Source organism: Streptomyces sp. NPDC086080 (genome assembly GCF_044540255.1).
In the GTDB taxonomy this organism is placed as follows: domain Bacteria; phylum Actinomycetota; class Actinomycetes; order Streptomycetales; family Streptomycetaceae; genus Streptomyces.
This window is the reverse complement of the sequence record NZ_JBITRU010000009.1, coordinates 93155-110889: the sequence shown is the minus strand read 5'-3', so window position 1 is coordinate 110889 and position 17735 is coordinate 93155. Positions and strand designations below refer to the sequence as shown.

The following is a 17735-nucleotide window of genomic DNA, read 5'->3' as shown; positions in this document are numbered from 1 at the left end:
GGATCGTGGTGACGCGGCCGGGCCCGTCCGTGGGCCGCGTCAGCCGACGCGGCCGGAGTGGACCGCGTCCGGTCCGGCGGGTGCGGCGTCGTGTCCGGGGCCGCCGACGGGCTGACCGTCGGGGCTCGGGACGAACAGCGCCAGGACGCTGCCCAGTGCGAGGGCCACGCCCAGCGTTGCGAAGCCGGCGGTGTAGGCCGCCTCCGGCGGATGACCCGTCGCGGAGACGCCGCCGGTGACGATGGCTCCCATGGCCGCCGCTCCGAAGGAACCGCCGATGGTGCGGATGTTGGCGTTCATCCCGCCGGCCACACCGGTCTGTTCGGGGGGCACGGCGCGGACCACCACACCGGCGACGGTGGTGAAGACGAGCCCGATCCCCAGACCGAGGACGGTCATCGCCGCGCAGGCCTGCCAGGGAGTGTCGTGGAAGGCGGCCAGCGCCAGATAGGCCAGCGCGCCCACGGCGGACCCGGCGACGGTCACCGCCCGGGATCCGAAACGCCGGATCAGCGGGGCGGTCGCGAAGCCGACGGCGAACATCGCCAGGGCCGAGGGCAGCATGAGCTGTCCCGACTGCGCGATGGTGCTCCCGAAACCGTAGCCCGCCTCGGGCGGGGTCTGCATGAGCTGGGGCAGGAACGCGAAACCCGCGAACATCCCGAACCCGAGCAGGGCCGACACACAGTTGGCCGACCACACACCCCGTCGGCGCATCATCGTCATGTCGATCATCGGCACCGGAACCCGGCCCTCGGTCCATATCCAGGCGGTCCCCGCCAGCACCGAGAGCGCCACCAGAGCGAGGATGCCCGGGGAGAGCCAGCCCCGGACGGTGCCCTGGCTCAGCGCGACCAGGAGCGAGACCAGCCCCACCGACAACAGCAGCGCCGGGAGCAGGGGCAGACCCCGGGGGCCGCGCACCGGAGACTCGGGGATCACGAACCGGGCCGCGACCGCCGCGGCTGCCGTCGTGATCGTCGGCAGCCAGAACAGCCAGGGATATCCGAGCACATCGACCACCGGACCGGCCGCGACGATGCCGGCCCCGTAGCCGAGCGAACCGACGGCGGCCAGTACGCCCACCGCCCGGGAGACGTGAGCCTCGTGGTACAGATCGCGGATGATGCCGAAGGTCAGGGGCATGACCCCGCCGCCGGCCCCCTGGATCACCCGGGCCGCGATGAGCCATCCCAGGGACGGTGCGAGCGCCGCGAGCGCGGACCCGACGGTCAGCGCGGCCAAGGTCGCCACCAGCACGCGGCGCTTGCCCACCATGTCTCCCACACGGCCGAGCACCGGAGTGAAGATCGAGGCCGAGAGCAGGTAGGCGGTGACGACCCAGACGACGGTGCGCTGGTCGGTGTGGAACAGGCGCTCGATGTGGGGGAGCACCGGGACGAGGAGGGACTGCAAGGAGGAGAAGGCCATGGCCGAGAGGGTGAGGACCCAGAACGACAGCTGTCGGCGTCCGCGTCCGATGTCCTTCACGTACTGCTCGCCTCCCCGGCCTGGACTGTTCGAACCGGATGATCCGATCGGCTCATGCTACGCTAAACCAAACATCAATAGATATAATTGACCCCTCAGGAATGGGCCGATCGCCTCACACCCGGCCCGGTGCCGGCACTCGGCCGCTGCCTGTTTCCGGGCGGCCGCGGGCCGGCCGCGACCGTCAGGAGGAACATCCGTGAAGACCGATCCGCCCACGCAGACGAGCCCGACGCCGACCGACCTGAGCCGCACCGAACTGGACGCGGTCGCGCGCCGCATGGCGGAAGCCGGCACACCTCCCGACGGCCCGCTGAGGGCTGTGCTGATCACCGGGGGCCGCTCCAACCTGACCTACACGCTGACCGACGCGACGTCACGCTGGATCCTGCGCATGCCACCCCGCGCGGGACGCACGCCCTCCGCGCACGACGTGGCCCGGGAGTTCCGGGTGACCTCCGGTCTGTGGGGCAGCGCCGTACCGGTCGCGCGGCCGGTCGTCCTGTGCGAGGACGAGTCGCTCCTCGGCGGAGCCTTCACGGTCGTGGACTTCGTGGACGGCCTCAGCGTGCAGTCGCGCGACGACCTGGCGGCGCTGGACGATTCCCAACTGTCCCACCTGATGGATTCCTTGACCCGCACCCTGGCCGCGCTGCACCGCGTGGACCATGTGGCCGCCGGACTCGGGCGCTTCGGCCGGCCCGACGCGTACGCGCAGAGGCAACTGCGCCGCTGGAGCGGGCAGTGGGAGCTGGTCGCCCCCGAGGACAGGGAGGTCCGCGCCGCCGCGGCCGAACTGGCACGGCGGCTGACGGTCGCGGTCCCGGAGCAGGTGTCCACCGGGATCGTGCACGGCGACTACCGCATCGACAACACCATCCTCACCCACGGCCGGCTGCCCGAGGTGGCGGCCGTCGTCGACTGGGAGCTGTCCACGATCGGTGACCCCGTGGCGGACGTGGCCATGATGTGCGCCTATCGGGACGAGGCGCTCGACCTCATCCTGGGCGCACCCAGCGCCTGGACCGACGACCGGCTGCCCGACGTGCCGGCACTGGCGGCCGCCTACGAGGCGGCGGGCGGAGTACCGCTCGACCACTGGGACTTCCACCTGGCCCTGGCCTACTACAAGATAGGAACGATCGCGGCCGGCATCGAGCACCGTCGCCGGGCCGGTGTCGGATCCGGCCCCGGCTTCGCGACCGCGGGACACGCGGTGCCCCGGCTGATGGCGGCAGGCCTTGCCCTGGGACCGCTGGACGGGTGACGCCGTGACGCATGCGCACCGGGCGCAGGAAGCGCGGACAGCGCTGTCGGGCAGAACCGCTCCCGCTGGGTTCTGCCCGACAGCCGTCTTTGCCGGCTCAGCCGGCGCTCGCACCACCCCGGTGGGTCACCGAGGAGGCATCCTGATGCCGCCGTCCACCCGGACCGTCTCGGCGTTGAGGTAGTCGTTGCGGAGGAACTCCAGGACCACGGCGGCGAGTTCCTCCGGCAGTCCGAGGCGCTTGGGGAAGAGCACGTGCGAGCCCAGCTGCTCCTTGAAGGCTTCCGCCTCCGGGCCCTCGCCGTAGATCGGAGTGTCGATCAGACCTGGGGCCACCGTGTTCAGGCGGATTCCCGAGGCCGACAGGTCGCGTGCCACCGGGAGCGTCATGCCGACCACGCCCCCCTTGGACGCGGCATAGGCGGCCTGGCCGATCTGCCCGTCGAAGGCCGCGACGCTGGCCATGTTGACGATGGCGCCGCGCTGTCCGCCGGCGTCCGGCTCGTTGGTGCTCATGGCACTCGCCGCCTGGCGTATGACGTCGAACGTGCCGATCAGGTTGATCGCGACGATCCGGGAGAATGCCGCGAGGTCGTGCGCCGACTCGACCCGGCCGTTGCGGCCGATGGTCCGCTGGGCCCCGCCGATGCCGGCGGAGTTGACCACCGCCCGCAGCGGCGCCAGCCGGGTGGCCGCCGCGACCGCGTCGCCGATCTGACGTGTGTCGGTCACGTCCACCGGGGCGTACACGCCTCCGATCTCGGCGGCGAGTTTCTGCCCCTTCTCCTCCTGCACGTCGGCGACGACGACCCGGGCCCCTTCCGCCGCGAGACGGCGTGCCACCGCGGCGCCGATGCCGGACGCCGCTCCCGTGACCAGAGCGCTGGCTCCCGTGATGTTCATGCTTCTCTCTCTTCCTGCGGATGACGGGGATCATGGGGACGGACGCCGTGCCGCCCGCGCGCGACGACGCCGGACTTCACCGCCCACGCCAGACAGGGGGGCGTTTCTCGGCGAAGGCGCGTGCCCCCTCGGCGGCGTCCTCGGAGGCGAAGATCTCTTCGATGAACGGCTGCTGGCGCTTCCAGCCCTCTTCCGTTCCCCAGTCCGCGGCGGCGTTCGCTATGTGCTTGGTCCGCAGGACCGCCAGGGGACCGTTCTCGGCGATCTTCTGTGCGAGGGCCAGGGCGCCCTCCAGCGCCCCGCCGGCCCGTGTCACACGGTTGACCAGGCCGATCTTCGCGGCTCGTGGCGCTTCGATCGGCTCCCCGGTGAGCAGCATCTCCAGTGCCAGCGCCCGCGGCACGCGGTTCGGCAGACTGAGGGCGGCGCCGGCGGCCGGGACGAGGCCGCGCTTGACCTCGGGGACGCCGAACCGCGCTGTCTCGCCCGCGACGACCATGTCGCAGGCCAGCACGAGTTCGAGTCCTCCCGCCAGCGCCCAGCCCTCCACGGCGGCCACCAACGGCTTGCGGGGAGGCGTCATCGTGATGCCGCACAGTCCCCGGCCCTCCAGGCTCGGCGACTCGCCCCGCAGGAATGCCTTGAGGTCCATGCCGGCGGAGAAGTTGCCGCCCGCCCCGGTCAGCACACCGGCCCGCAGGTCCTCGGACGCGTCGAGTGCGTCGGCTGCCGCCGCGATGCCCTCGGCCACGTTCCGGTTCAGCGCGTTCCTGGCGTCCGGCCGGTTGATCGTGATCACCAGGACGGCGCCCTTCCGTTCGGTCGATACGTCCTTCGAGCTCACATCTCTCCCTTCGGATTCCGCGACAAGCGGAGGCGACGACCACAGGGCACGCCGACGTCCGCGGCCCCTCTCCAGGAGAGAGCGGGAAGGCGTGGCACCCACACATTATCAAACAACGATAGATTAAGTCATCGCCTTCCCGGGGTGCACCCACGACCACGACCAACGGAGGCGCCCGCTCCCCAGCCGACCGGCTGGACGGGGCGGGCGCCGCCTGGTCCGGACGACCTCACGCGTGCCGAGGGGACGGGGAGGTCGGACGGTGATGCGTGACCTGGGAACACACGGGTGTCCCGGCCCGAACAAGGTCGGGCCGGGACACCCGTCAGGCGAGGTCGAGCGCGGCCTCCGGGCAACTCGTCACGGCCTCGCGGACGCCGGCGACGTGCTCGTCACCGACCTCCGCAAGCAGCACCACGACCTTGCCGTTGTCGTCCACGTCGAACACATCGGGGGCGAGCAGGGCGCACCGGCCGTGCCCCTGGCACCGTGTCACATCGGCATCGACCTTCATGATCGGTCACCCCACCCGGTCGAACTCGATGTCCACGGTGTGGAGTGCGTTGCTCTGTCCCGGAACCCACTTGATGTCGGCGGCCGGGGCGAGTCTGATGTTCCTGATCCGCTTCAGCAGCTCCTCGAAGGCGATCTCGATCTGCATCCGGGCCATGTTGGAGCCGACACAGCGGTGGACCCCCATGCCGAAGGCGGCGTGGCCGCTGCGCGCCTCGTCGAAGACCAGTTGGTCCGCGTCCCGGAACTTGTCGGTGTCCCGGTTGGCGGAGTCGAACCGGGCCTGGACCCGCTCACCCTTCTTGATCAGCACGCCGTTGAGCTCGACGTCCCGGGTCGCCACCCGGGCCATCGCGGCGACGGGGGAGTCGAGACGCAGGAACTCGTCCATGTCCCGGCGTACCCATGCGGGGTCCCGCAGCCGGTCCTCCAGGCCGGGGTTCTGGGTGAGCCGGTAGGTGATGTTCCCGATCGCGGCGCGGGTGGTGTCCAGGCCCCCGAGGATCAGGATGCCGAGCGCGCCGACCTGCTCGTCGTGGCTGATGGGCCGGTCACCGAAGCGGCCGTTGACGAGGCGGGCCAGCACACCGTCGCCGGAGATCCCACGCTGCTTGGCGCGCTCCAGGTATTCGGTGCACATCATGAACAACTGCCCGAACAGCTCCGGTGTGGCCCCTTCGGCCACCGCCAGCGCCAGGTCCTGGGCCGCCTGGAGTTCCTCGTCGCTGAGGTCGTTGAAGATCACCTTTGTGAGCATCCGGCCGATGTAGGGGCCGGCGTACTCGTTGAGGATCTCGGCCGAGCCGCGGTCGACGAAGGCGTCGATCAGTTCCCGGGCCGTCTGGTGCATCGCCTCCTCGTAGGGCGCGAGCGCCTTGCGGGAGAAGAGCGGGTTGAGCAGTTGCCGTGCGGCGGTCTGGACGGGCGGGTCGTTGTCGATGGGGCAGAGCGACGGTACCCCGGTCGGGACCAGGGGCGACTCGGTCGAGGAGAACGTCTCCCAGTCCTCCATCACCCGGCGCACGTCCTCGTAGCGGGTGACGATGTAGAAGCCGCCGTTCCCGTCGGTGTGTGCCACCGGGCACTTGTCGCGGGCGTAGGAGAACAGCTCCCACTTCACCCGCTGGTCCTCCCAGCTGAACAGGTCGAAGTGGCTGAGCTGTTCGGCGAGTTGCTGCTGGTTGTCGAGCTGTTCCTGCTTGTCGCCCTGATGCGTGGTCGTCACGAAGCCTCCTCGGCAGCGGATCCGGGTACTCAGAACTCGTTGACGATCACGCCGCGGATGTTCTTGCCCGCGAGCATGTCGGCGTAGCCCTCGTTGATCTGGTCGAGGGAGTAGGTGCGGGTGACCAGTTCGTCGAGCCGGAGCTTGCCGGCCCGGTACAACTCGGCGAGCCGGGGAATGTCCGCGCGCGGGTTGCAGCCTCCGTACACGGTGCCGAGCAGGGACTTCTCGAACAGCGCGAACATCTGCATGCCCAGGGTCGCCTTGTCGTCGACATTGCGCGCCATGCCGGTGAGGACCGCGCGGCCCCCCTTGGACACGAGGTCGAGGAACGGCTGGATCATCCACCCCTCGACCACGCCGATCGTGTTCACCCCGACATCGGCCATCACACCGCGGGTGATGTCCTGGAGGAGGCCCACCGCTTCCTCCATCGAGGCGGCGGTGTGTGTGGCGCCGAGTATCTTCGCCTGTTCGGTCTTGAAGGCCACCGGGTCGACGGCGACGATGTTCTTGGCGCCCGCGAGCCGGGCGCCCTGAACCGCGTTGGCGCCGATGCCGCCGATGCCCACCACCACGACGGTCTCGCCGGGCCGGACCTTGCCGATGTTGACCGATGACCCCCAGCCGGTCGGCACACCGCAGCCGAGCAGGCAGGCGACCTCGAACGGGATGTCCGGGTCGATCTTCACGACCGACGTCTCGTGCACGACGGTGCGCTCGCTGAACGTGCCCACGAGGGAGAGCGTGCCGACGTCCTTGCCCCGGGCGTGGGCGCGGTATCCGCCGCTGATCATCGAGCCTTCCATCAGGAACTGCCCGTAGTCGCACAGGTTGGACCGCCCGCTCGCGCACCAGCGGCACCGTCCGCAGGCCGGCAGGAACGAGAACACCACGTGGTCACCCACTGCGAGGTGCTCGATGCCGGGGCCGATCTGCTCGATCACGCCGGCGCCCTCGTGGCCGCCGATGGTGGGAAGTGCGGCGTATCCGTCCCCGACCCGGACGTGGTCGTCGGAGTGACACATGCCCGCGGCCTCGATCCGTACAAGGACCTCGTTCTGCTGGGGAGCGTCGAGTTCGATTGCCTCGACGCTCCACGGCCGGCCGGTTTCCCAGAGGATGGCTGCTTTTGATTTCACAGTGTGATCCCTCTCGCGCCTTAGGTGGCGGTAATCACACAATGTTAGGTTCGGTCTGTCAAGCCTTATGTCGAAAGTGGGCGGACGTCGCCCGGGGAGAGGGGTGTGACCCTGAAATGTGGCCGTAATGCCCCGATGTAAGGGATGCTGGGTCGTGTGTCGCCTCCCCTGCCCGCCACCGTAAAACGAACGGTGCGAGGTGGGAACCAGGTGTGGAGCGGAGTTCTCCGGGTCGCCGGCGTTCGCCGCGCGTGGTCCGCCGGTGAGCGGACGCGACGCGCCCACCGCCGTGCTATGACGTGACGAATTCCAGGATGTCGCGGTTGAGGACGTCCGGATGCGTCGACAGCATGCCGTGGGGGAACCCTTCGTACGTCTTGAGGGTGCCGTGCCGCAGCAGCCCGGACGACAACGGCGCCGAGTTCGCGTATGGCACGATCTGGTCGTCGCTGCCGTGCGCGACGAGGACCGGGACGTCGATCTGCTTGAGGTCCTCGGTGAAGTCGGTCTCGGAGAAGGCCTTGATGCATTCGTAGTGGGCGTTGGCCGCCCCCGCCATTCCCTGCCGCCACCAGTTGTCGATCAGGCCCTGGGAGACGTCCGCGCCGGGCCGGTTGAAGCCGTAGAACGGGCCCGACGGAAGATCGATGTAGAACTGCGCCCGATTGGCGGCGAGGGATGCCCTGAGCTCGTCGAAGACCTCGATCGGCAGACCGTCCGGATTGCCCTCGGACTTGACCATGACCGGCGGAACCGCGCCGACGAGCACCGCCTTGCCGACCCGTCCCGGTTCGGCGCGCGCCACATAGCGTGTGACCTCGCCGCCGCCGGTCGAGTGCCCGATGTGGACGGCCTCCCGCAGATCGAGTTCGGCCGTCAGCGCCGCCACATCAGCCGCGTAGGTGTCCATCTCGTGGCCTGCCGAGGACTGGCTGGAGCGGCCGTGGCCGCGCCGGTCGTGAGCGATCACCCGGTAGCCCTGGGCGAGGAAGAACACCATCTGGTTGTCCCAGTCGTCGGCGCTCAGCGGCCAGCCGTGGTGGAAGACGATGGGCCGGGCGTCGCGCGGGCCCCAGTCCTTGTAGAAGATGGTCGTGCCGTCAGGAGTGCTGACCGTGCCCATGGTTGATCCTCCCGCGTGAATGGCTGAAGGGGATGCGTCCGCGGCGGCCTCGGGCCACGGCTGCAGGAACACGGATATCACCCTACGCGTCGGCCCGTCCGGCCTCATCTCGTGTGATCGGGCGACTTACCAGCACAAAGACCGTCAGGGTGCTTTTCGCGTCTTATGGTTCTTGAATGCCGACCGTTCCCCTATGGGTCCTGTTCTCGTCCGGGTGTGCGCCTGTCCTGCTGATCGCGGGATGGCTGATCGCGGCGTCCCTGGAGGGGGCGGGGTACGACCCCGTCAGTCAGACGATCAGTGTGCTGGCGGCTCACGGGGCCGCGGGGTTCTGGGTGATGACCGGTGCGTTGTTCGCCCTGGGTGTCTGTCATCTCCTCACCGCCTGGGGGCTGAGGACGGCGGCTGTTGCCGGACGTGTGGCGCTGGCCGGTGGGGGAGTGGCGGCTGTGGTGGTGGCGCTGATCCCGGCGCCGAGCAGTGGGGGATCCCTGCGGCACGGCTCGGTCGCCGTCGTCGGATTCGTGCTCCTGGCCGTGTGGCCGGTCCTGGCCGCCGATGGCAGCGGTGCCGCGCCATGGGCTCTGCGGCCCGCGCCGTCGTTCGTGGCGACCGCCGTGATGGTCGTCGGCGCGGTGTGGTTCCTGGTCGAGTTGCAGCGTGAGGGCGCGGCCGGTGTCGCGGAACGAGTCGTCACGGCTGTCCAGTCCGTGTGGCCCTTCGTGGCCGTCGCCTCGTGCCTTCGTCACTGCCGGGGCGGCGACAGGACGCCGACATGAGCCGCGGGCCGGCGGACCGTTCGGGCCGGGTGGGGCTCGTGGGAGGTCCGCCCGCGGGGGTGCCGACCGGCCACCGGCCCCGGAAGGACAGGCGCCGACTTGATAGGCAAGTAAGTACTTGCCTATGGTGGAGTCATGGCGGGCGCCGTCCTCGAGGCGCCCTGCCGTCCTTCGGTTTTCCGGTCTCGTCGCCCCGCGACGCCAGGGCGGCCGTACGTTCCACGGTCCGGGCAACCGGTCCGCTCAGACACATCCTGGCCCCCGCCCGCTCCACACATTCCGGAGAGTCCTCATGAAGATCCACCTGACCAGCGTCTTCGTCGACGACCAGGGCAAGGCGCTGCGCTTCTACACCGACATGCTGGGCTTCGTGAAGAAGCACGACGTGCCGGTGGGTGAGGACCGGTGGCTGACCGTGGTCTCCCCCGAGGACCCCGACGGGACCGAGCTGCTCCTCGAGCCCTCCGGGCACCCCGCGGTCGGGCCGTTCAGAACGGCGCTGGTCCAGGACGGCATTCCGGCCGCCTCGTTCAGCGTGGACGACGTACGGGCGGAGTTCGACCGGCTGCGCGCACTCGGTGTGGTCTTCACCCAGGAACCGTTGGCCATGGGCCCGGTGACCACCGCCGTCCTGGACGACACCTGTGGCAATCTGATCCAGATCGTGCACAGCGAGTAGCCGCGAAATCGTCGGACGGACGGCGGACGACCGGCCGCGCCGAGGGCCACGCCGGCGTGCGGGCCCACCACCGGCCCGGGGTCTACCCCGGCTCGTTCCGCAGAACACGGCGGGCGGCCTCGGCCTCGGCCGCCGGCGGGGACAACTCGTCGAGGGAGTCGAGTTCGGTGTCGGATTCCAGCTCCCGCTCCCAGGCGGCCGCGAGGTGTTCCTGCTCCTCGCGTGGTCTGGAACGGACGGCCTCCCGGTGCTCCGGGTCCAGAGCCGTCAGAAATCGTCCGACCGGGTCCGTGGGCATGCCGTGCTCCTTGTTCGCGTGGAAGGCTCCTGCTCCGACCCAGCATGGCCAGCGGGCACCCGCACAGCCGTCCGACACGGCCTGTGACCACCCTGATGGCTCCGCTCACGCCACGGCTCCACCGCCGCCGGCCGGACCGGAGCCGAGGCAGCCATCGCTCCGTGTGGAAGAACGGCGGCGCCCCGGCAGGCCGTTGCCGCGCCCGGGCGCGACTCCGCTCCCCGCTCCCGGCGCCCGGCCGGTAGCCCGGCCCGCCCGGGCCGGGCACACCGTCCACGGACGAGTGTCAGAGGCCTGCTCTACAGTTCCCGTCACTTGATCAGTGGGGATGCGGGAGGCACGCATGGGGTGGGTGTCGGCCGGCGACTATGAAGTCGCCCTCGACGACGGCAAGGTGGTGTGCCGCAACGCGGCCGGGCGGCGGCTGAAGTCCGTACCGTCCAAGATCGCTGACGATCCGGCGGTGGTGGGGCTGCGCCAGCTCGTCGAATGGCTGGAGCGGCACGAACGGCAGTGCCTCGCCGATGTGGAGCGGTGGATGGTGCGCTCCCTGCCGGTGCCGTTCGCGGTCCTGGCGCGGGTCTGGCCCGACCCAGCCTGGCAGGCCGCCCTGCGCGACATGGTGGTCACGGGGACGGACGGGGTGGTGGCCGGATTCCTGCGGGACGCCGACCCCGAGCGCGGCCTCGGCCTCGTCGACCTCGACGGCGACACCGTCCGGATCACCCCCGGTCTGGTCCGCCTGCCGCACCCGGTACTGCTCGACGAACTCGAGGACCTTCGCGAGTTCGCCGTCGAGATCGGCATCGAACAGCGCGCCCAGCAGCTCTTCCGCGAGGTGTGGCACCGGCCCGCGGCCCTGGACGCCGAAGCCGGCTCCGTCGAGGACTACGCGGGCGGCGTCTTCAGGGAACTGAGGTTTCTCCAAGGCCGCGCGACCCAGTTGGGATACCGCGTCCGGGGCGGCCACGCCGTGTGCTCCGTACTGGAGGACGGCCGCGGTGTCGAGGCCCGGGTATGGGTCGGCGACTACGAAGGCTACTCCGAGACGGAGACCGGACCGCTCGTCTTCACCGACGCGGCGGGCCGGGCCCTGAAGCTCGGTCAGGTCGGGCCGGTGGCCTGGTCGGAGGGCATGCGCATGGCGGCCGCGCTGTACGCCGGACGCGACATCGAGGACGAGGAGCGTGCGGCATGACGACCCACGAGTACGACGGGTTCAGCTTCGACGAGACCACCACGGCCGCGCTGCTCGACGCCGGCGCCGTGCTGCCCCCTGGCGTCACGGACCGGGAGGACGCCGATGTCCTCACCGCCCGCACGTACACGCACACCGCGCTGGACGAGCGCAAGGTCGTACGACTGGTACCGGGCACGCTCGGTGAGGCCGAGGACCTCGCCCTGGACTTCCTCGGACTGGCCCGCGAGCCGCAGACCCTGGAGGTCGGGCAGGTACGCCGGGAAACCCTCGGCTTCCCCGCCTGGGCGCTGGTCCACGACCCGGCGAACGGCCACCACGCGCTCGCGCTGGTCAGGGATGTCGAGCGGCTGGCCCGCCAGGCCAAGTCCCGTCCCGGCATCGCCAAAGAGGGCTTCGAGACGCTCGGCGAGCGACTCGGCCGGGCCGTGCCGCACTTCCTGCCCACCTTCTACGAGCAGGCCGCGCGCGTCTTCCTGCAGCACGAGAACACCACCTACGCGGCCGCCTTCTTCGGCAAGGCGCGCGATGCGGAGCGGGTGCACGCGCTGCCCGTCGACGAGGAGCGGCAGCGCGCCGTCTTCCTGGAGTTCGCCTTCGCCGGGGCGCTGACCGTCAAGGCGCTCAAGGAGCATGTGAAGGCCCTCTCGGCACGGCTCGCGCCGGCCGAGGCATGGGCACAGTTCCGGCAGCTGACCGTGGAGCGCTGTGCCGCCGGCATGCCGCCGTACGCGTCCCTGCCGCAGGACGCGCGCGCCCTGATCAAGGCGTCGGGGCTGGACCGGGCTGCCGAGGAGTGCGCTCTGGTCGCGGACCTGCTCGCGTCACCCGCGGCCGTGCGCGCTCCCGCGTCCTTCTGGACCACCTACCGCACGACGCTCGCCGTCCTCGCCGAGCGGCAGCCCGATGTACGGGTCCGGCTGCTGGAGATCATGCCCGCCGGGCTGGGCCGTACCACGAAGGACGACGAGTTCTGGCTGACGCTGCTCGCGGAGACCGGTGCCGACCGGCTGCTGACGGGCGAGAGCCGGGGCGAGGCCGCGGACCGGGTCGACGCGGCGGACTGGCTCAGCCGCTGGTCGCTGCACCGCAAGCACGGCGGAACGGTCGGCGACCGTTCACCGGCCACCCTCGCGCTCGTGGAGCGGATGGCCCCGCGCCTGCGCGCACAGGGCCGCCGCGTCGACCTCTTCACCGGCCGCTGGCACACCGGCGCCGACCTCGACCTGCTGGACCTGTGCCTGGCCGAGGACGTTCCGCTGACCCGGCCCGCCGCAGGCACGGACATCCACCTCGACCTGGGCCGGTGGATGGCGGACTCCGGGGCCGGGCGACGTGACCTGACGGCCGTCGCGGCGGACCCGCACGGTCGGCGCATGCTGTACGACGCCGTCGGCAACCCGCACCGTCAACGGGCCCGCACCGAACTGCCGGAGAAGATCGCCGGCCACCCCGTACTCGCCGACGTGCTCCGCGAGTGGCTGGACGACGCCGCCGCGGAGCTGGACGGCGCCACCGGTCTGGCGGCCGCCCGCGCTGCACTCGAGCGGCTGCGTCCCTTCCGCACGGTCGCCGCACACATCAGCCCGCAGGCCCTCGCCCGGGCCGCCGCATTCGACGTCGCGCCGCTGCTCGGCAACACCCTGCGCGCCGGCATCCCGGACGAGCTGGGCTGGCCCGCGCTCGAAGAGGCGGTGCGACGGCTCGACGCCGAGACCCGGCGCGGGCGCGACGACACCCTCGTCGTCCAGGAGGCATGGCCGGCCCTGATCCTCTCCCGGGGGCACAAGGCGATCGTCGTGGGACCGCAGGACATCCTGCTGGAGCACGACCTGCGGCTGCCGCCCGAACCGGACCGCCGGCCGCTTCGGCCGTCGCTGCGCTACACCGACGGCGAACTGCTGGTCATGTGGCGGGACGGCAACAAACAGCACGGCTACTGGTCGGCCCGCCCCGCCGAGGTCTTCGAGCTCGGCGGTGAGCAACTCCCTTCCTGGTACAGCGGCGGCGACGCGGGCGAGACCTCGATTCCGCGGCCGGACGGCGGCCGTGTCACCGGGGGGCGTACCCTGCACGCCGGCGACACGGTCCTGCCGCCCGCCCGCCCCGTCATCGGGGACGGCACCTCGTACTGGCGCCAGGGCCGGGAGGGGGTGCGGCAGGTGTGGCTCGAGTACGACCCGGCCACCGGCACCCACGGCCGCGCCTCGCTGCCCGCGTTCCTGCGCTCCGGCATCTGCGACGGCGCCACCCTGCTGCAGCAGCACTGCACGGTGCTGCCCCTGCAACCCGGCCTGGAGCACAGCCCGTTCGGCACCGACGGCACGGTCCTCGGCCGCTGGGTGCGCACCGAGGGCGAGGGCGACGAGGCCCGCATCACCGTCGGCACACCGGACGGCAGGACCGCCGCCCTGCCGGCGGGGGACAGCCGGATACCGGGCGTGCCGCTCGGCGCGCTGCGCCTGCCCGGTGGCGTCGAGCCCCTCGCCGTCGCCCACTACCGCTCGGTCACCCTGTACACGACGGACGGCACCACGGGTGTGCGGGAACTGGGCAGACTGGCACCGCTGCAGCGCGGCGGCGAGTTCGCCGCCGGCACACCCCTCGTTCCGCCGGTCGACTTCTGGCACGCCCTGCGCCCGCGCGACGAGAGCGCCTCGGCGATCCTCCGGGCGCTGAGTGACGAGCAGGCCGGGGAACTGCTGAGGGCCGGGGCCAGTGTTCTGGCGGCGAGGGACGCCGAGTTGGCCGAGGCCAGGCGCGCGAAGGCGGCAGCCGAGGCCCGGACCGGCCGGGCGGCCACCACCGGCGACCCCGCTGTCCCGACCGCCCAGGAGGTCCTGCGCGAGGTCGTCTCCCGCTCCCTGCCCGCCCTGACCGAGCCCGGTCTGCTCACCGGTGTCACCGCTCTGCTGCTCGCGGTGCTGCGCGTCGCCGAGTCCGTCGCCGGGTTCGTGTCGCCTCCGGAGGAACGGCCCAGGGCGGAGTCCCCGCGGGTCGTGGACATGTTCGCCGACTACGCTCCCGAGGACGGCGACGACCAGACACTGCGCGAGGCGACCGCCGGCCTCGCCGAACAGCACGGCTGGTGGGGAGGCGGGAAGCGGTGGGGCGTCCTGCGTCAGATCCGCGCCGTCAACCACGTCCTCACCGGGAAGCCCGCCGGCGGCAAGGCACTGCCCGGTGCCGCCCGGCTCACCGGGCCCGCCGGCGGATGGCACAGCGACGAGCGCACCGTCCCGTCCGGGGGAGCGGCGTGGCCGTCCCTGCTGGACGCGCTGCGCCCGCTCGCCTACCGCGCCGCCTCCCCCGCCCTGACGCAGGCGCACCGCCGGGCACTGCTGCTGTTCTTCGAGGCGATCCTCGAGGGGCCGCTGGCCGCCCCCGGAGCCGCGCTGCGCGATGTCGTGCTGAGCGAGCCGCGGGGCGAGCAGGACCGCGCCGGTCAGGTGCTGCGCCGCGAGGGCCGCACCGTCGTCGTCCTCGGCTGCCAGAGCGTCGACCACCATCATGAGCGCGTGAACTGGCTGGCCCTGGACCACGACCCGACGGGCGTGTTCGGCGCTGTCGCCCACTTCACCTCGGGCCGGGAGACCGCGCACCCGCCGGTGTTCCCGGCCGAAGCACTGGCCGCGGTGACCGGACTCGTCCGGGACAAGGGCGCCGCCCCCTGGCAGCCGGCCGCGCCCGCCGCGCTCGCAGCCGCCACGCACGGCGGCCTCGGCCCCGTACAGGCGGCCCTGCTCCTGGCCGGAAAGCCGTCCGAGCTGACCGACGAGGTCAGCGCCGCCACCGGCCTGAAGCCACGTCAGAAGCAGTTCGGCGACGCACTGCTCGGCTCGCTGGAGCCCGGCGACCGGGCCGCCCTGGTCGGCGCGCTGCTGCCCGCGAACCCCGGTGACCTGTGGACGACCGGACCCGACACGGACGCGGCGGGCCGCGTGTGGGCCGAGCGCTTCGACGGCCTCGTCCGCCTCCCCGAGGACCTCGTCGGCGATCTCGCCCTGCCGGGACTGTCCACCGTGGCCGTCGAGGCGCTGCTCAATCCGCGCCGCCCCTCCTGGCTCAGCCGTACCACCGTCCAGCGGCTCGACAAGGACGGCAACCTCGTACCGGAGGACCCCCGGGCACTGCCCGGACGGTACAACCTGACGTACGCCGTGTCGTCCCTGGCCGGACTCGCCTACTCGCTGCCGTACGGTCACCCCCTGCGGGCCGCGCTTCCGGAGGGACTGGCCGCGCTGCGCCGCCGTCTCGCGGACCCCGGGCTGCTGCTCGACCTCGACCTGGACTGGACCGAGAAGGGTTCACCGACCGCCGCCGAACTGCGCAAGGCGTTCGGACTGCCCGCCACCGGCGGCGCCGACGCGCGCGGCCTGACACCCGTCGGCGAGGCGCTGGTACTGCGCCCCTGGTACGGCGACCAGGAGGCCGTCCTGGTGCGCACCTGCGCACTCGACCGCGCGGACGACCCCGTGTTCGGACTGGTCGAGGGACTCGTCGGACCCGGACGGGGCGACGGTATGCGGGCGCTGCGGGCGGTCGTGGACGACGAACTCGCCCGCGCCGTCGCGGCCGGAACGGAACCGGACGGCCCCACCGGCTACGCCCAGGATCCGTCCGTCAGCGTGCCCGAACTGGTCGCGGAGGTCGCCGCGTCCCACGGCCTGGGCGCGGACGCGGCAGGGCTCTACCTCCAACTGCTCACCCTGCCCGACCCGACGGACCGCAACTGCGCCCGCTGGACCGGCTGGAAGCCCGCCCGCATGAAGAAGGCCCGCGCCGAGCTGGCGGCGGCCCCCCGTCTGGTCGTCGAGGCGAAGCGGGCCCGCGCCGGGCGCACGCTCTTCCTGCCGTGCGGCTGGCTGGACCTGAAGTCCCCCGCGCTGCCGGTGGAGATCTGGAAGCAGGGCCTCTACCCGGTGCGCGGCAACTCCCCGGTGGTTCCGCTGCTGCCGGTACCCGAACTGTTCCGCCGCGCGTGGGACCGGGTCCGTGCCGGAGACGCCCCCGCCTACGAGGAACTCACCACCCGCGCCACCCGCAAGGGCCGCCGCCGATGACCACCGTCCACCCGCACCTGGAGCCACGCGAAGCGATGACCACCACCCTGTCCCCTTCCCCGGCCCGTCAGATCGTCCCGCCCGAGGAGCGGTACGCGACCGAACTGGCCTTCCTCGCCGCCCACGACGACGGACCGCGACCGCCCGCCTGGCGGCTCACCCCCCGCGCGGTCGTCACGTTCGTCATGGGCAGCGCCGGCGAGGCCCTGAAGCTGCCCGACGACGCCGACGTGCCCGAGGGCGTACCGCGCCGACTGGTGATCGAGGACAAGTTCGTCGGCGACCGGGCGCTGGTCGAGCGGTGTGTGGTGACCCTGGCCGGGGAGCGCGGTCTGCTGCTCGTCGGCGAGCCGGGTACCGCCAAGTCGATGCTGTCGGAACTGCTCTCCACCGCCGTGTGCGGCACCAGCGGCCTGGTCGTGCAGGGCACGGCCGGCACCACCGAGGACCAGCTCAAGTACGGCTGGAACTACGCGCTGCTGCTGGCGCAGGGACCCACCCGGCAGGCACTCGTGCCCTCACCCGTGCTGACCGCCATGTCCCGGGGCGCCGTCGCCCGCGTCGAGGAGGTCACCCGCTGTCTTCCCGAAGTGCAGGACGCGCTGGTGTCGTTGCTCTCCGAACGGCGGATCGCGGTTCCCGAACTGGCAGGCAGCGAGGACGCCCTGGCCCATGCCGCGCCCGGCTTCAACCTCATCGCCACGGCCAACCTCCGTGACAAGGGTGTCTCGGAGATGTCCGCGGCACTCAAGCGCCGCTTCAACTTCGAGACCGTCGGCCCCATCGGGGACCTCGACGCGGAGACCGCGCTGGTGCGTGGCCAGGCGCGGGCGTCCGTCGAGCGGGCGGGCGCGCCGTTCCAGGTCGACGACGCCGTACTGGAGGCCCTGGTCACCGCGTTCCGGGACCTGCGCGAGGGCCGGTCCGCGGAGGGCTGGGAGGTCGAGCGGCCCTCGACGGTGATGAGCACCGCGGAGGCCGTGTCCGTCGCCGGTGCGCTCGCCCTCGCCGCGGCGTACTTCCCCGGCGACCGCGACGTGCTCGGACTGCTGCCCGGCCACCTGCTCGGCGTGGTCCGCAAGGACGACCCCGCCGACGCCGCCCGGCTGCGCGGATACTGGGACGGGCCCGTCCGGCGCCGCGCCGAACAGGGGTCCGCCACCTGGCGCACCCTGTGGGACCTGCGTACGGTCCTGGAGGGCTGACGGTC

Annotated in this window: 14 protein-coding genes; 6 read left to right on the top strand and 8 right to left on the bottom strand. The window is 71.8% G+C overall.

Features of this window, described 5'->3' with window-relative positions; translation table 11 throughout:
• Window positions 1–39: 39 nt before the first annotated feature.
• Entirely contained in the window at window positions 40–1491 is a 1452-nt protein-coding gene (locus ACIF9R_RS14055; protein WP_399978805.1) for an MFS transporter, read from the bottom strand.
• A gap of 199 nt (window positions 1492–1690) precedes the next feature.
• Between ACIF9R_RS14055 and ACIF9R_RS14050 the strand changes: the two genes are divergently transcribed.
• Entirely contained in the window at window positions 1691–2758 is a 1068-nt protein-coding gene (locus ACIF9R_RS14050) for a phosphotransferase family protein (RefSeq protein ID WP_399978802.1), read from the top strand.
• A 126-nt stretch (window positions 2759–2884) separates the two neighbouring features.
• Here the strand turns inward: ACIF9R_RS14050 and ACIF9R_RS14045 are convergent, their stop codons facing one another.
• The 6 genes from ACIF9R_RS14045 to ACIF9R_RS14020 all read right to left on the bottom strand — a co-directional run bounded on the left by ACIF9R_RS14045 (window position 2885) and on the right by ACIF9R_RS14020 (window position 8508).
• Entirely contained in the window at window positions 2885–3661 is a 777-nt protein-coding gene (locus ACIF9R_RS14045) for an SDR family NAD(P)-dependent oxidoreductase (RefSeq protein WP_399978799.1), read from the bottom strand.
• A 76-nt stretch (window positions 3662–3737) separates the two neighbouring features.
• A complete protein-coding gene (locus tag ACIF9R_RS14040; protein ID WP_399978795.1) occupies window positions 3738–4505 on the bottom strand; it encodes a crotonase/enoyl-CoA hydratase family protein in 768 nt (255 codons plus the stop codon).
• A 325-nt stretch (window positions 4506–4830) separates the two neighbouring features.
• On the bottom strand, window positions 4831–5019 hold the full coding sequence (locus tag ACIF9R_RS14035; protein ID WP_399978793.1) for a ferredoxin: 189 nt from the start codon (window positions 5017–5019) through the stop codon (window positions 4831–4833).
• 6 nt (window positions 5020–5025) lie between these two features.
• Window positions 5026–6243 carry a cytochrome P450 gene (locus ACIF9R_RS14030; RefSeq protein ID WP_399978791.1) on the bottom strand — a complete coding sequence of 406 codons (1218 nt, stop codon included), beginning with the start codon at window positions 6241–6243 and terminating at the stop codon, window positions 5026–5028.
• Window positions 6244–6272: 29 nt separating this feature from the next.
• Window positions 6273–7385: an NDMA-dependent alcohol dehydrogenase gene (locus tag ACIF9R_RS14025; RefSeq protein WP_399978789.1), complete on the bottom strand. Its 1113-nt coding sequence runs from the start codon at window positions 7383–7385 to the stop codon at window positions 6273–6275.
• Between the two features lie 292 nt (window positions 7386–7677).
• On the bottom strand, window positions 7678–8508 hold the full coding sequence (locus ACIF9R_RS14020; protein WP_399978786.1) for an alpha/beta fold hydrolase: 831 nt from the start codon (window positions 8506–8508) through the stop codon (window positions 7678–7680).
• A 176-nt stretch (window positions 8509–8684) separates the two neighbouring features.
• Here ACIF9R_RS14020 and ACIF9R_RS14015 point away from each other — a divergent pair, with 176 nt between their 5' ends.
• Together ACIF9R_RS14015 and ACIF9R_RS14010 are read left to right on the top strand one after the other, a co-directional pair.
• On the top strand, window positions 8685–9287 hold the full coding sequence (locus ACIF9R_RS14015; RefSeq protein ID WP_399978783.1) for a DUF998 domain-containing protein: 603 nt from the start codon (window positions 8685–8687) through the stop codon (window positions 9285–9287).
• A gap of 292 nt (window positions 9288–9579) precedes the next feature.
• Window positions 9580–9966, top strand: coding sequence for a VOC family protein (locus tag ACIF9R_RS14010; RefSeq protein WP_399978780.1), 387 nt, complete (start codon window positions 9580–9582; stop codon window positions 9964–9966).
• A gap of 82 nt (window positions 9967–10048) precedes the next feature.
• On the opposite strand, the gene ACIF9R_RS14005 is transcribed toward ACIF9R_RS14010, so the two are convergent.
• On the bottom strand, window positions 10049–10264 hold the full coding sequence (locus ACIF9R_RS14005; protein ID WP_399978777.1) for a hypothetical protein: 216 nt from the start codon (window positions 10262–10264) through the stop codon (window positions 10049–10051).
• Between the two features lie 343 nt (window positions 10265–10607).
• Here ACIF9R_RS14005 and ACIF9R_RS14000 point away from each other — a divergent pair, with 343 nt between their 5' ends.
• From ACIF9R_RS14000 to ACIF9R_RS13990, 3 genes are read left to right on the top strand one after another with little or no spacing between them, the layout of a single operon-like run.
• A complete protein-coding gene (locus ACIF9R_RS14000) occupies window positions 10608–11462 on the top strand; it encodes a DUF4132 domain-containing protein (protein ID WP_399978774.1) in 855 nt (284 codons plus the stop codon).
• Window positions 11459–16525: a hypothetical protein gene (locus tag ACIF9R_RS13995; protein ID WP_399978771.1), complete on the top strand. Its 5067-nt coding sequence runs from the start codon at window positions 11459–11461 to the stop codon at window positions 16523–16525. Before ACIF9R_RS14000 ends, ACIF9R_RS13995 begins: the two co-directional genes overlap by 4 nt.
• A gap of 35 nt (window positions 16526–16560) precedes the next feature.
• Window positions 16561–17730 (top strand): AAA family ATPase, encoded by a 1170-nt coding sequence (locus ACIF9R_RS13990; protein ID WP_399979106.1) that lies wholly within the window; start codon window positions 16561–16563, stop codon window positions 17728–17730.
• The last annotated feature ends 5 nt before the right edge of the window (window positions 17731–17735 follow it).